We start from the raw sequence: 13,199 nt of genomic DNA, 5'->3' as shown, positions 1-13,199 counted from the left end.
ACCGGCCGGGCCGGACCGCTTCCCCCCGGTACCGGGCACGGACGGGTCCTCTGGTGCCAGAATCCTCGCCATGGACACGCACATCGGGAACGGGGGCGCGATGACGCGGAACGCGGACGGGAATGGGAACGGGAACGGGGGCACGATGAAGGCCGCGGAGCACATCGACGCGCTGGAGACGGCCGGCCGGGCTCTGGCGGAGGCGGCGGAGGCGGCGGGGACGGACGCGCCGGTGCCGACCTGCCCGGGCTGGCGGGTCCGGGACCTGCTGCGGCACACCGCGACGGTCCACCGCTGGGCCACCGGTTTCGTCGCCGAGGGCCACCGGGAGTACCGGCCCGAGGGGGACGGGCCGGACCTGGACGGCACCGCGCTCCTCGCCCACTACCGCGAGGGCCACGCCGCGCTGGTCGCCGCGCTGCGGGCCGCGCCGGAGACGCTCGCCGCCTGGACCTTCCTGCCGGCCCCTTCGCCGCTCGCCTTCTGGGCACGGCGGCAGGCCCACGAGACCACCGTGCACCGGGCGGACGCCGAGTCGGCGCTGCCGGAGGGCCCCGGGCCGGTCGAGGCGGGGCTGGCCGCCGACGGCGTCGACGAACTCCTCGCCGGCTTCCACGCCCGCGACCGCAGCCGGGTCAGGACCGACCGCCCGCGCGCGCTGCGGCTCCGGGCCACGGACACGGGAGACGTCTGGACGGTACGGCTCTCGGCCGCGCCGCCCGTCACGGAGCGCGGCGGGGCGGCGCCGGGCCCGGTGGACGCCGAGGTGTCCGGCACCGCCGAGCGGCTCTACCTGACGCTGTGGAACCGGCTGCCCGTCTCCGCGGTGGCCGTCAGCGGCGACTTCGGGCTGCTGCGCCTGTGGCGGGAGACCTCGGCGGTCTGAGCCCGCGCCGGCGGTCCGCGCGGGGGCGGACCGGGCCCTGCGTCACGGGCGGGCGGTCAGGCCCACCTCGCGGCCGAGGCGCTCGGCGGCGGTGGCGAAGAAGGCGTCCCGGTCCTCGACGATCCGGTTGAACTGCCCGAAGACCTCGAACGACACCAGGCCGAAGAGCTGGGCCCACGCGAAGACGAGGGCGACGGCGAGCGCGGGCGGCAGGTCGGGGGCCAGGTCGGCGGCGAGCCGCTCCGCCTCCGGGGTGAGGCCGTCCGGGAGCGGCGGCGGCACGACGCCCCCCGCCTCGTCCGCGGCGCGGGCGGTCGCCACCAGGAGCAGGCCGACGCGGGCGGCCGGGCCGACCGTGTCCTGCGGGGCGGTGTAGCCGGGGACCGGCGAGCCGTAGATGAGGGCGTACTCGTGCGGGTGGGCGACGGCCCAGGCGCGGACGGCGCGGCAGACGGCGGTCCACCGGGCGAGGTGGTCGAGGGGCGCGGTGCGGACGGCGGCGGCGTGGGCCTTCTCCGCGGCGGAGCCGACGGCGTCGTACGCGTCGATGATGAGCGCGGTCAGCAGGTCGTCCCGGCTGGGGAAGTAGCGGTAGAGCGCCGAGGAGACCATGCCGAGTTCGCGGGCGACGGCGCGCAGCGAGAGCTTCGCGGCGCCCTCGGCGGCGAGTTGCCGGCGGGCCTCGTCCTTGATGGCGGCGGTGATCTCGATCCGGGCGCGGGCGCGGGCTCCTTGGACGGTGGTCATGGGAGCAGTCTGCCACGTTTCGGATCGGTGCACTGAAACGAGAGCACTGCTCTTGCTCGCGGACGGCGATTCGTGCACACTGATCTCGAGCGAGAGCAGTGCTCACGGTTCGGGGAAGGCCGTGGACCGGAGCGGCGCTCGCGCCCCACGCACCGGACCGGCATCACCAGCACGACGGGCGCCACCGGCGCCCGCCCCGCACCTCCGCCACGACTCCCCGGGAGACACCGATGTCCGACACCACCGCCCACGTCAAGAAGCCCGGCTGGTTCACCGTCCACGTCATGAACCGCTCCGTCGCCTGGCTGACCCGCCGGGGCATCAGCGTCTGGGGCTCGCGGGTCCTCGCCGTCCGCGGCCGCAAGAGCGGCGCCTGGCGGACCACCCCGGTGAACGTGCTCACCCTCGACGGCGACCGCTACCTGGTCGCCCCGCGCGGTCACGTCCAGTGGACCCGCAACATGCGGGCGGTCGGCGGCGGCGAGCTGCACCTGGGCAAGCACGTCGAGCCGTTCACCGCGACCGAGGTCGCCGACGACGCCAAGGCGGACGTGCTGCGCGCGTACCTCAAGCGCTGGAAGGCCGAGGTCGGCGTCTTCTTCGGCGGGGTCGGCCCGGACTCCTCCGACGAGGAGCTGCGCGCCATCGCGCACAAGCACCCCGTCTTCCGCATCACCGCCGCCACCGACGCGTGAGGGCGGGCACGGGCCCCGGCCCGCACCCGCCCCCGCCGCCACCCCGCGCGGGGCGCGCGGCTCAGACGGGATCCACCGCCCCGGCGGCCTCCGCCGCCCCGGCCGGCTCCTCGTCCCTGCGGCCCACGCCCCGGCCCGCCGGGCCGACGCCGGACTCCGTGTCCATGCGCTTGTCGAGGACGTCGAGGGCCCGCCGGGCCAGACCGTTCGACCGGACCATGCCGCCGAGCGTGGCCGAGCCCCGGGTGATGTCCGCGAACGCCTTCCAGGCCGGGCGCACCCCGGTGATCACCGCGTGCAGCAGCCCCGGGCGGCGCTCGAAGACCGCGAGCATGCGCCGGCCGACCGCCATCTCCACGCCGAGCCCGGCCTTGATCGCGAAGGCGTAGTTCAGCGCCTGGCGGCGGGCGTCCACCGCGTCGCCGGCCTCCGCGACCCGCACCGCCCACTCGCCGGCGAGCCGGCCGGAGCGGAGCGCGTACGAGATGCCCTCGCGGGTCCACGGCTCCAGCAGGCCCGCCGCGTCGCCGCAGACCAGGACCCGGCCGCGGGAGAGCGGCGAGTCGTCGGTGCGGCAGCGGGTGAGGTGGCCGGAGGAGACCGCGGGCTCGAAGCCGGCGAGGCCCAGCCGGGCGACGAAGTCGTCCAGGTACCGCTTGGTGGCCGCGCCCTCGCCGCGCGCCGAGATGACGCCGACCGTGAGCGTGTCGCCCTTCGGGAAGACCCAGCCGTAACTGCCGGGCATCGGGCCCCAGTCGATGAGGACACGGCCCTTCCAGTCCTCCGCCACCGACGGCGGCACCGGGATCTCCGCCTCCAGGCCCAGGTCGACCTGGCCGAGTTTCACCCCGACGTGGGCCCCTATGCGGCTGGCACTGCCGTCCGCGCCGACCACGGCCCGCGCGAGCACCCTCTCGCCGTCGGCGAGGACCAGCGCGACCGTCCGCCGGTCCGGCACGTCCGGGCCGTGCTGCTCCACCCGGGTCACGGTCGCGCCGGTGCGCAGCTGGGCGCCGGCCTTCTGCGCGTGCTCGACGAGCTGCGCGTCGAACTCGGGCCGGTTGACGAGGCCGAAGAGCATCCGGCGCGAGCGACGGGTGCGGGCGAAGCGGCCTTCGAGGGAGAAGGTGACCGCGTGCACCCGGTCCTGGAGCGGAAGTTCGAAGCCGGGCGGGAGCGAGTCGCGGGAGGGGCCGATGATGCCGCCGCCGCAGGTCTTGTACCGGGGCAGCTCGGCCTTCTCCAGGAGCAGCACCCGGCGGCCCGCGACCGCCGCCGCGTACGCCGCCGACGCACCGGCCGGGCCGGCGCCGACGACCACCACGTCCCACACCTCGGGCCGGTCCGGACCGGACTCCGCACCGGGGTCCGTGCCGGGATCCGGGGGCGTCACCGCATCCGTCGCCGCGTCCTCCGCCGCGCCGGACGGCTCGGCCGCCGGGGCCGAATCGCCGGGCACGAGCGGCTCGGTGGGCTCCGGACCGGCGTTCTCTGCGTGCTCGCTGCTCACGATGTGCTTCTGCTCCTGATCCGACCGGCGTCTGCTTCTCGCATCCTACGGCTCGGTAGGCCGCAGCCCGGTCGTAGGATCGACGGTGCGATCGCCGTACCACCCGATACGCCGTTCGCTCCCCCAGCTCACAACGTCGCACCCACGAGGAGCGTGCCCATGACGCCGAATCCGATCGCCGAGACCGTCCGGTCCCTGATGCCTCGCGCGAAGGCCGAGCTGACGGAACTGGTCGCCTTCGAGTCGGTCGCGGACGAGGCCGTGGCGCCCCGCAGCGAGTGCGAGGGGGCCGCGAACTGGGTCGCCGACGCGCTGCGCGCCGAGGACTTCCGCGACGTCGCGCTGCTCGACACGCCGGACGGCACGCAGTCCGTGTACGGCGTGCTGCCGGGCCCGGCCGGGGCGCCGACGGTCCTCCTCTACGCCCACTACGACGTGCAGCCGAAGCTCGACGAATCGGCGTGGCTGACTCCGCCGTTCCGGCTCACCGAGCGCGAGGACGGCCGCTGGTACGGCCGCGGCGCCGCCGACTGCAAGGGCGGCTTCATCCTGCACCTGCTGGCGCTGCGGGCCCTCAAGGCCAATGGCGGCGTGCCGGTGACCGTCAAGATGATCGTCGAGGGCTCGGAGGAGCAGGGCACCGGCGGGCTGGAGCGGTACGCCGAGCAGCACCCCGAGCTGCTGGCCGCCGACACCATCGTGATCGGCGACGCGGGCAACTTCCGCGTCGGCCTGCCGACGGTGACCGCCACCCTGCGCGGCATGACGATGATCCGGGTCCAGGTCGACACCCTGGAGGGCAACCTCCACTCGGGCCAGTTCGGCGGTGCCGCGCCCGACGCGCTCGCCGCGCTGATCCGGGTCCTCGACTCGCTGCGCGCCGAGGACGGCTCGACGGTGATCGACGGGCTGCCGGCGGACGCCGAGTGGGAGGGCCTGCAGTACCCGGAGGAGCAGTTCCGCGCCGACGCCAAGGTGCTGCCGGGCGTGGACCTGCCGGGCGCCGGCACGGTCGCCGACCGCATCTGGGCCCGTCCGGCGGTCACCGTCATCGGCATCGACTGCCACCCGGTGGCGGGCGCGACGCCGTCGATCCCGCGCACCGCCCGCGCGCAGGTCAGCCTGCGGGTGCCGCCCGGCCAGGACGCCGCCGAGGCGACCAAGCTGCTCTTCGCCCACATCGAGAAGCACACGCCGTGGAACGCGCGCGTGACCCTGGAGCAGGTCGGCCAGGGCCAGCCGTTCCAGGCGGACACCGCCAGCCCGGCGTACGCGTCGATGGCCGAGGCGATGCGGGTCGCGTACCCCGGGCAGGAGATGCAGGCGGCCGGCATGGGCGGCTCGATCCCGCTCTGCAACACGCTCGCCACGCTCTACCCGACGGCGGAGATCCTGCTCATCGGCCTGAGCGAGCCGGAGGCGCGGATCCACGCGGTCAACGAGTCCGTCTCGCCGGAGGAGCTGGAGCGGCTCGCCGTCGCCGAGGCGCTCTTCCTCGTCAACTACGCGGCCGGCGTCGGGGCCTGACGCACCGGCGGCCGGGGCCGGGGCGGGTCGGGGACGACCGGCCCCGGCCCCGGCCGGTTCAGCGCTGGGCGAAGCTCGCCCAGAGCGTAGAACGCCCCGCCGGGCCCGGGGCGCCGCGTACGTTCGCCCCATGGAAGCCCTCGGGATCACGCCCCGGCTGCACCTGCTCGACTACTCGATCGGGCAGGCGTACCTGTGGCGGGACGACAGCGAACTGACCCTCGTGGACGCCGGCTGGGCCGGATCGGCGGACGCCACGACCACGGCGATACGGGCGGCGGGCCTCGATCCGGACCGGCTGGCCCGCGTCGTCCTCACCCACGGCCACCGCGACCACGTGGGCGCGGCGCAGGAGCTGGCCGACCGGCACGGCGCCGAGATCGTCGCCCACCGGCTCGACGCGCCGTACGTGCGCGGCGAGCTGCCGGTGCCCGAGCCGGACCTCCTGGAGTGGGAGCGCCCGCTCTGGGAGCACGGGCTCACCTGCCCCGAGGCGCCCGCGACCCGGGTGGACCGGGAGGTCGAGGACGGCGAGGGGCTCGGCTTCGGGGACGGCGCGGTCGCCGTCCACACCCCCGGGCACACGCCGGGCTCGATGGCGGTCCACCTCCCCCGCCACGGCGTGCTCTTCGCGGGCGACACCGTGGCGAGCGTGCGGGGGGTGACCTTCGGCGTGTTCCACGTGGACCGCGCGCGGGCCCTGGAGTCCCTGCGGAGGCTGGCGGAGCTGCGCCCGTCGGTGCTGTGCTGCGGGCACGGACCCGCGGTCACCGAGGACACGGCGGAGCGGCTGGCGGCGGCCGCGGCGGCCGGGGCCGTCGCGCTCGGCTAGCGGCCGGCGGCGGTCAGCCGACCGGGACGCCCGCCTCCAGGTTGAGCACGGTGCCGCGTTCGCGGGCCCGCAGGGCCCAGCGGAGGCGGTCGTACCGGACGGGCGGGAGGAGGTCGGCGGCCTCCTCCTCGGTGACGAAGCGCCAGGCGCGCAGTTCGGCGCCGGGCAGCCGGAGCCGGTCCCGGTCGCGGGCGGCGAGCCGGCCCCCGTCGAAGAGCAGGCGGAGGCCGCCGAAGCCGGGCGGCCGGGGCTGCTCCCAGTCGACCAGGAGCAGCCGGGGGACGGCGTCGAGCTCCAGGCCGAGTTCCTCGGCGACCTCGCGCATCCCGGCGCGGGCGGGCGGTTCGCCGGTCTCGACGACGCCGCCGGGGAACTCCCAGCCGGGCTTGTAGGTGGGGTCGACGAGCAGGAAGCGGTCCCGGTCGTCGAAGAGGAGGACGCCGGCGGCCAGGGTCTCCCGGGTGGGTTCCGGCGTCTGGACGATCCCGCAGGGTGCGGCGAGCCCGCCCAGGACCGCGTCGGCGACGGTCCGGGCGGTCTCGGCGACGGTGAGCGCCGAGGTGTCGACGGCGTGGGCGTCGGCGCCGAGCCAGCCGGCGACGGCCTCCCGGTAGGGCCGCACGTGGGCGTGGCACCAGCGCCGGACGTCGGCGTCGGCGCCCGGGTCGCCGTAGTCGGCGCGCCCGTCGATACGCGCCCGCAGGATCGTTTCCTCCGGTGCCAGGAGCACATGCCGGACGTCGATGCGGCGGGCGGCGAGGCCGCCGAAGATCTCGTCGCGGTACTCCTGCCGGAGCAGCGTCATCGGGACGACGAGCACGCCGCCGACCTCGGCGTGCAGGGCGGCCGCGGTGTCGATCACGAGCCGGCGCCAGATCGGCAGGTCCTGGTAGTCGTCCACCTCGGCGAGGCGCTCGCCGGGGAGGAGCCGGCGCAGCGCGGCGCCGGTCGCCTCGGGGTCGTACAGCGTGCTGTGCGGGATCAGTCCGACCAGTTCGCGCGCGGTGCTGGACTTCCCCGCGCCGAAAGCACCGTTGATCCAGACGATCACGATTCCCCCCTCATCCGAAGCCCTTCGTCGGAGCCCCCTGTGGCTTGCCCGCAACACCCTGCCACGAAAACCACGAACACACGTCCGGGCCGATGCGTAACGCTTCGGGCCCCGCCGTCGTTGACACCTCCGAGCACGAGGGGGTGCGGAGATGGACCGTGAGGTTCTGGAGCGGTTTCCGGCGGGCGGGCCGCGCGGGCACTGGCCCGCCGAGGAGTACGCGGGCGCGCGCCGCGACGAGGGGGTGCCGGCCCGGGTCGTGATGGACCTGGCGTCCGACGCCTTCCTCGTCGTGGTGGAGCAGCGCGCCCCGGAGCGGACGGAGCCCTGGTCCGTGCCGGTGCGCGAGTGAGCGCGGCGGCCGGTCAGGCGGCGGCGCGGGCCGCGGCGGCGGCGCCCAGGAGGCCCGCGTCCGTGCCGGTGGCGGCGGGGACGACCGTGAGGCCGCGGACGAAGGAGAGCGTGGCGTAGTCGGCGAGCCGGCGCCGGAGCGGGGCGAAGAGGACCTCGCCGGCACCGGCCACTCCCCCGCCGACGACCGCGATGTCGACCTCCACCAGGTGCGCGGTGGCCGCGATCCCGGCCGCCAGGGCGCGCGCGGCCCGCTCGAAGGCGGCGAGGGCCGCCGGGTGTCCGGCCCGTGCGGCCTCGGCCACCGCGGCGGCCGAGGCGTCGCCGTCGGGCCCGGGCCGCCACCCCCCGTCGAGCGCGTGGCGGGCGATGTGGGGGCCGCCGGCGAGCCGTTCCACGCAGCCGCGTCCGCCGCAGGCGCAGGGCTCGCCGTCCAGGTCGACGCTGAGGTGGCCGATGTGACCGGCGTTGCCGGTGGGGCCCGGGTGGAGACGGCCGCCGAGGACGAGGCCGCCGCCGACACCGGTAGAGACGACCAGGCAGAGGGCGTTGGCGTGGCCCCGGGCGGCGCCGAGCCAGTGCTCGGCGGCGGTCATGGCGACGCCGTCGCCGACGAGGGTGACCGGCCGGCCGCCGGCCAGCCGCCGGACCCGGTCGACGAGCGGGAAGTCGCGCCAGCCGGGCACGTTCACCGGGCTGACCGTGCCCCGGGCGGCGTCCACGGGCCCCGCGCTGCCGATGCCCACGGCACCGGCCGCGTCCCAGTGCGGGGAGGAGGCGAGCGCGTCGAGCACCTCCGCGACCGCCCGCAGCACCGTCTCCGCGTCCTCGCGCGCCGGAGTGGGCCGCCGGGCGCGGGCCAGGACGCGCCCCTCCGCGTCGACCAGCGCCCCGGCGATCTTGGTGCCGCCGATGTCGAGCGCGGCGACCGGCCCGGAGGAGGAGGTGGGGGCGGGCGCGAAGGCGGAGGCCGGGGCGGGGGCGGGCGGCCCGAAGGGCGCGGGTCCGGGGGCGGTGGGCATGGACGTAGGTTCTCACGGTGCCGTGCGGCGGACCGTCCGCCCGCGGCCCGTACCGGCCGGGGGCGGAAGGCCCGGGTCGCACCCGCCCGGGACAACGTTGTCCAGGCCCTATGCTCGGTCCGGAGGCGGACGATCCGCCGGACGGCACCCGCCGCCCCACCCCCGACGGAGGATTCCCGCACCGTGGCCGAGACCACCCGACCCGAGCCCCGCTACGGCAACCGGCCCACGATGAAGGACGTCGCCGCACGGGCGGGCGTCGGCCTCAAGACCGTCTCACGGGTCGTCAACGGCGAGCCCGGGGTCACCCCGGACACCGAGCGGCGGGTGCGCGAGGCCGTCGACGCGCTCGGCTTCCGCCGCAACGACAGCGCGCGGGTGCTGCGGAAGGGGCGGACGGCGACCATCGGGCTCGTCCTCGAGGACCTGGCCGACCCCTTCTACGGACAGCTCAGCCGGGCCGTGGAGGAGGTGGCGCGGGCCCACGGCACCCTGCTGATCAACGGCTCCAGCGCGGAGGACCCGGAGCGGGAGCAGGAGTTGGCGCTGACGCTGTGCGCGCGCCGGGTGGACGGGCTGATCGTGATCCCCGCCGGTGACGACCACCGCTACCTGGAGCCGGAGATCCGGGCGGGCGTGGCCACGGTCTTCGCCGACCGTCCGGCCGGCCTCATCGACGCGGACGCCGTCCTCTCGGACGGCTTCGGCGGGGCCCGCGAGGGCGTGGCCCACCTGATCGCCCACGGGCACCGGCGGATCGGCTTCGTCGGCGACCGGCCGCGGATCCACACCGCGGCGGAGCGGCTGCGCGGCTACCGGGCCGCGATGGACGGGGCGGGGCTGCCGGTCGACGAGCGGTGGGTGGCGCCGGGTTCGACGGATCCGGAGCGGGTGGCGGCGGCCGTCGCGGACCTGCTGTCCGGACCGGAGCCGGTGACGGCGCTCTTCGCGGGCAACAACCGGGTCACCGTCACCGCCGTCCGGGTGCTCGCCGAGCGGACCGTCCACGGCCGGCGGCCTCCGGCCGCGCTGGTCGGCTTCGACGACGTCGAACTCGGCGACGTCCTGGGCGTCACCGTGATCGCGCAGGACCCGGCGGCCGTCGGCAGGACGGCCGCCGAGCAGTTGTTCCGGCGCCTCGACGGGGCCGCCGAGGCGCCCCGCCGGGTCGTCATCGGGACCCGGCTGCTCGCCCGGGGCTCGGGCGAGCTCCCCCCGCCGTCCCGCTGAGGCGGCGCGCCCGGCGGACCCGCCGCCTCAGTGGGCCGCGCCGGCGGTGAGGTCGCCCCGGCGCGGGGCGGCGAAGCGCTCCAGCGCGGCGCGGGTCATGCCGGTGAGGGCGTCGACCTCGGCGGTGTCGAGGGCGCCGCACTGGAGGCCGCGCAGCAGGTAGGAGGAGAGCGCCTTGGCGGTGGCGGGCTCGTCCATGACGTCGCCGCCGGCGTGGTTGGCGTAGGCGGAGAGGCGCTTGGCGGCGGTCTCGAAGCCCTCGCGGTAGAAGGCGAAGACGGCGGCGTAGCGGGTGGGGATGTGGCCCGGGTGCATGTCCCAGCCCTGGTAGTAGGCGCGGGCCAGGGCGCGGCGGGTGAGGCCGTAGTGCAGCTTCCACGCCTCGTGGACGTGGGCGGTGGAGCCGACCGGGAGGACGTTGGTGGAGCCGTCGGAGACGCGGACGCCGGTGCCGGCGGCGGCGACCTGCATGATCGCCTTGGCGTGGTCGGCGGCCGGGTGGTCGCTGGCCTGGTAGGCGGCGGAGACGCCGAGGCAGGCGCTGTAGTCGAAGGTGCCGTAGTGGAGGCCGGTGGCGCGGCCCTCGGCGGCGTCGATCATGCGGGCGACGGCGGCGGTGCCGTCGGCGGCGAGGATGGACTGGCTGGTCTCGATCTGGATCTCGAAGCCGAGGCGGCCGGCGTCGAGGCCGTGGGCCTTCTCGAAGGCCTCCAGGAGGCGGACGAAGGCGGTGACCTGCTCGGGGTAGGTGACCTTCGGGAGGGTGAGGACGAGGCCGTCGGGGAGGCCGCCGTTCTCCAGGAGGCCGGTGAGGAAGACGTCGGTGGTGCGGATGCCGCGGTCGCGGACGGCGGCCTCCATGCACTTCATCCGGATGCCCATGTACGGGGCGGCGGTGCCGTTCGCGTACGCCTCGTTGATCAGGCGGGCGGCCCTGGCGGCGTCCTGGTCCTCGTCGGCGCCGGCGTAGCCGTCCTCGAAGTCGACGCGGAGGTCCTCGATCGGCTCGCGCTCCAGCTTGGCGCGCACGCGCGTGTACACGTCCTCGGCGAGCTCGTCGGAGAGGCCGAGGACGGCGGCGAAGGAGGCGGCGTCCGGGGCGTGCTCGTCGAGCGCGGCGAGGGCCTGGTCGCCCCAGGAGCGGATGGTGCCGGCGTCGAAGACGTTGCCGGGGACGTAGACGGTGTGGACGGGCTGGCGGGTGCCGGGGTCGCCCGGGTAGCGGCGGTCGAGCTCGGCGTCCACCGCGGCGAGGGAGGCGCTGATGCCCTCGCTGACCGCGCCCGCGAGGCTCGTCGACACCTTCTCCTGCTGACCCATCCCTGATCCCTCCTATTTTCCGCTTCACGGAATCAACAATCCGCATAGCGAAGTTAATAGTCCTCCGGGCCTGCGTCAATGGTTGACCGAAACGGCCGGGGGCCGCACGGCGAAACTCGCCGTGCGGCCCCCGGACCTGCGGAAGCGCTGGTCGTCAGCCCTTGCGGGCCTGGACCTCCTGGGTGAGGACCGGGACGACGTCGAAGAGGTCGCCCACCACGCCGTAGTCGACGAGGTCGAAGATCGGCGCCTCGGCGTCCTTGTTGACGGCGACGATGGTCTTCGAGGTCTGCATGCCGGCGCGGTGCTGGATCGCGCCGGAGATGCCCGCCGCGATGTACAGCTGCGGGGAGACCGACTTGCCGGTCTGGCCGACCTGGTTGGAGTGCGGGTACCAGCCGGCGTCCACCGCGGCGCGGGAGGCGCCGACGGCCGCGCCGAGCGAGTCGGCGAGGGCCTCGATGACGGCGAAGTTCTCTGCACCGTTGACGCCGCGGCCGCCGGAGACCACGATCGCGGCCTCGGTCAGCTCCGGGCGGCCGGTGGACTCGCGCGGGGTGCGGGCGGTCACCTTGGTGCCGGTGGCCAGCTCGCCGAAGGAGACCGCGAGGGACTCGACGGCGCCGGCGGCCGGGGCGGCCTCCACGGGGGCCGAGTTCGGCTTGACCGTGATGACCGGGGTGCCCTTGGAGACGCGGGACTTGGTCGTGTACGAGGCGGCGAAGGCCGACTGCGTGGCGACCGGGCCCTCGGCACCGGCCTCCAGGTCCACGGCGTCGGTGATGACGCCGGAGCCGATGCGGACCGCGAGGCGGGCCGCGATCTCCTTGTTCTCGGCGGAGGACGGCACCAGCACGGCGGCCGGGGACACGGACTCGTAGGCGGCCTGGAGGGCGTCGACCTTCGGGACGACCAGGTAGTCGCCGAACTCGGCGGCCTCGGCCGTCAGGACGCGGGTGGCACCGTGCTCGGCGAGGACGGCGGCGGTGTCGGCGGCGCCGTTGCCGAGCGCGACGGCGACCGGCTCGCCGATGCGGCGGGCGAGGGTCAGCAGCTCCAGGGTGGGCTTGCGGACGGCTCCGTCGACGTGGTCGACGTAGACGAGAATCTCAGCCATGGGACTTTCAATCTCCTGCGAACGAAAAGGGGACGGCCTGAGGGGACAGCACGGCTCGCGGGAGCCTCAGATGAACTTCTGGCTCGCGAGGTACTCGGCGAGCTGCTTGCCGCCCTCGCCCTCGTCCTTGACGATCGTGCCCGCGGTGCGCGCCGGACGCTCGTCGGCGGAGTCGACGGCGGTCCAGGAGCCGGCCAGGCCGACCTCGTCCTCGTCGAGGTCCAGGTCGTCGAGCTCCAGCTCCTCGACCGGCTTCTTCTTGGCGGCCATGATGCCCTTGAAGGACGGGTAGCGCGCCTCGCCCGACTGGTCCGTCACGGAGACGACGGCCGGGAGGGAGGCCTCCAGGGTCTCGGAGGCGGTGTCGCCGTCGCGGCGGCCGGTGACCTTGCCGTCCTCGACCTTGACCTCGGAGAGCAGGGTGACCTGCGGGACGCCCAGGCGCTCGGCCAGGATCGCCGGGAGGACGCCCATGGTGCCGTCGGTGGAGGCCATGCCGGCGATGACCAGGTCGTAGCCGGTCTTCTCGATCGCCTTGGCGAGCACCAGCGAGGTGGCCATGACGTCGGAGCCGTGGATGGACTCGTCGTCGACGTGGACGGCCTTGTCGGCGCCCATCGACAGCGCCTTGCGCAGGGCGTCGCGCGCGTCCTCGGGGCCGACGGTGAGGACGGTGACCTCGGCGTCGTCCGCCTCCTCGGCGATCTGCAGCGCCTGCTCGACCGCGTACTCGTCGAGCTCCGACAGGAGACCGTCGACGTCCTCGCGGTCGACCGTCAGGTCGTCGGCGAACTTCCGGTCGCCGGTGGCGTCCGGCACGTACTTCACACAGACAACGATCCTCAAGCTCACGCCGGCTCTCCTACTGCATCGTCATAACTGGGCTGCCTTGTTGCTCGCAGCATAGGCGC

13 protein-coding genes are annotated in these 13,199 nt (G+C 75.5%); 6 read left to right on the top strand and 7 right to left on the bottom strand.

All coding sequences use genetic code 11. The features are described from left to right. Nucleotides 1-145 precede the first annotated feature (145 nt). On the top strand, nucleotides 146-886 hold the full coding sequence (locus ACFW6A_RS29100) for a maleylpyruvate isomerase family mycothiol-dependent enzyme (RefSeq protein WP_386480180.1): 741 nt from the start codon (nucleotides 146-148) through the stop codon (nucleotides 884-886). A gap of 42 nt (nucleotides 887-928) precedes the next feature. On the opposite strand, the gene ACFW6A_RS29095 is transcribed toward ACFW6A_RS29100, so the two are convergent. Next, the gene (locus ACFW6A_RS29095; RefSeq protein WP_386644145.1) at nucleotides 929-1,633 is read right to left on the bottom strand and encodes a TetR/AcrR family transcriptional regulator; all 705 of its coding nucleotides are present in this window, start codon (nucleotides 1,631-1,633) and stop codon (nucleotides 929-931) included. Between the two features lie 230 nt (nucleotides 1,634-1,863). On the opposite strand from ACFW6A_RS29095, the gene ACFW6A_RS29090 reads away from it, so the two are divergent. Beyond that, nucleotides 1,864-2,328: a nitroreductase family deazaflavin-dependent oxidoreductase gene (locus tag ACFW6A_RS29090; protein ID WP_351847908.1), complete on the top strand. Its 465-nt coding sequence runs from the start codon at nucleotides 1,864-1,866 to the stop codon at nucleotides 2,326-2,328. Nucleotides 2,329-2,389: 61 nt separating this feature from the next. Here the strand turns inward: ACFW6A_RS29090 and ACFW6A_RS29085 are convergent, their stop codons facing one another. Then, complete coding sequence (locus tag ACFW6A_RS29085) at nucleotides 2,390-3,721, bottom strand: geranylgeranyl reductase family protein (RefSeq protein WP_386644182.1); 1,332 nt, start codon at nucleotides 3,719-3,721, stop codon at nucleotides 2,390-2,392. 276 nt (nucleotides 3,722-3,997) lie between these two features. Between ACFW6A_RS29085 and ACFW6A_RS29080 the strand changes: the two genes are divergently transcribed. Both ACFW6A_RS29080 and ACFW6A_RS29075 read left to right on the top strand, forming a co-directional pair. Then, the gene (locus tag ACFW6A_RS29080; RefSeq protein ID WP_351847911.1) at nucleotides 3,998-5,365 is read left to right on the top strand and encodes a dipeptidase; all 1,368 of its coding nucleotides are present in this window, start codon (nucleotides 3,998-4,000) and stop codon (nucleotides 5,363-5,365) included. 130 nt (nucleotides 5,366-5,495) lie between these two features. Then, nucleotides 5,496-6,197, top strand: coding sequence for an MBL fold metallo-hydrolase (locus ACFW6A_RS29075; RefSeq protein WP_351857165.1), 702 nt, complete (start codon nucleotides 5,496-5,498; stop codon nucleotides 6,195-6,197). Nucleotides 6,198-6,210: 13 nt separating this feature from the next. Here the strand turns inward: ACFW6A_RS29075 and ACFW6A_RS29070 are convergent, their stop codons facing one another. Further along, nucleotides 6,211-7,248: an NUDIX domain-containing protein gene (locus ACFW6A_RS29070; RefSeq protein ID WP_351857167.1), complete on the bottom strand. Its 1,038-nt coding sequence runs from the start codon at nucleotides 7,246-7,248 to the stop codon at nucleotides 6,211-6,213. A gap of 151 nt (nucleotides 7,249-7,399) precedes the next feature. On the opposite strand from ACFW6A_RS29070, the gene ACFW6A_RS29065 reads away from it, so the two are divergent. Then, complete coding sequence (locus ACFW6A_RS29065) at nucleotides 7,400-7,600, top strand: hypothetical protein (protein WP_386480168.1); 201 nt, start codon at nucleotides 7,400-7,402, stop codon at nucleotides 7,598-7,600. Nucleotides 7,601-7,613: 13 nt separating this feature from the next. Here ACFW6A_RS29065 and ACFW6A_RS29060 read toward each other — a convergent pair whose 3' ends face one another. Beyond that, nucleotides 7,614-8,621: an ROK family protein gene (locus ACFW6A_RS29060; RefSeq protein WP_351857171.1), complete on the bottom strand. Its 1,008-nt coding sequence runs from the start codon at nucleotides 8,619-8,621 to the stop codon at nucleotides 7,614-7,616. Nucleotides 8,622-8,804: 183 nt separating this feature from the next. Here ACFW6A_RS29060 and ACFW6A_RS29055 point away from each other — a divergent pair, with 183 nt between their 5' ends. Continuing rightward, nucleotides 8,805-9,851 carry a LacI family DNA-binding transcriptional regulator gene (locus ACFW6A_RS29055; RefSeq protein WP_386644140.1) on the top strand — a complete coding sequence of 349 codons (1,047 nt, stop codon included), beginning with the start codon at nucleotides 8,805-8,807 and terminating at the stop codon, nucleotides 9,849-9,851. Between the two features lie 27 nt (nucleotides 9,852-9,878). Here the strand turns inward: ACFW6A_RS29055 and ACFW6A_RS29050 are convergent, their stop codons facing one another. The 3 genes from ACFW6A_RS29050 to ACFW6A_RS29040 all read right to left on the bottom strand — a co-directional run bounded on the left by ACFW6A_RS29050 (nucleotide 9,879) and on the right by ACFW6A_RS29040 (nucleotide 13,140). Beyond that, nucleotides 9,879-11,171 (bottom strand): DUF6986 family protein, encoded by a 1,293-nt coding sequence (locus tag ACFW6A_RS29050; protein ID WP_351857175.1) that lies wholly within the window; start codon nucleotides 11,169-11,171, stop codon nucleotides 9,879-9,881. A 154-nt stretch (nucleotides 11,172-11,325) separates the two neighbouring features. After that, complete coding sequence (locus ACFW6A_RS29045) at nucleotides 11,326-12,288, bottom strand: electron transfer flavoprotein subunit alpha/FixB family protein (protein WP_386480160.1); 963 nt, start codon at nucleotides 12,286-12,288, stop codon at nucleotides 11,326-11,328. Between the two features lie 66 nt (nucleotides 12,289-12,354). Then, the gene (locus ACFW6A_RS29040; RefSeq protein WP_351845982.1) at nucleotides 12,355-13,140 is read right to left on the bottom strand and encodes an electron transfer flavoprotein subunit beta/FixA family protein; all 786 of its coding nucleotides are present in this window, start codon (nucleotides 13,138-13,140) and stop codon (nucleotides 12,355-12,357) included. Nucleotides 13,141-13,199: the final 59 nt, after the last annotated feature.

Origin of the sequence: Streptomyces sp. NPDC058758, from assembly GCF_042746075.1 — a bacterium.
Taxonomy (GTDB): domain Bacteria; phylum Actinomycetota; class Actinomycetes; order Streptomycetales; family Streptomycetaceae; genus Streptomyces.
This window is presented reverse-complemented; position numbering and strand designations above follow the sequence as displayed.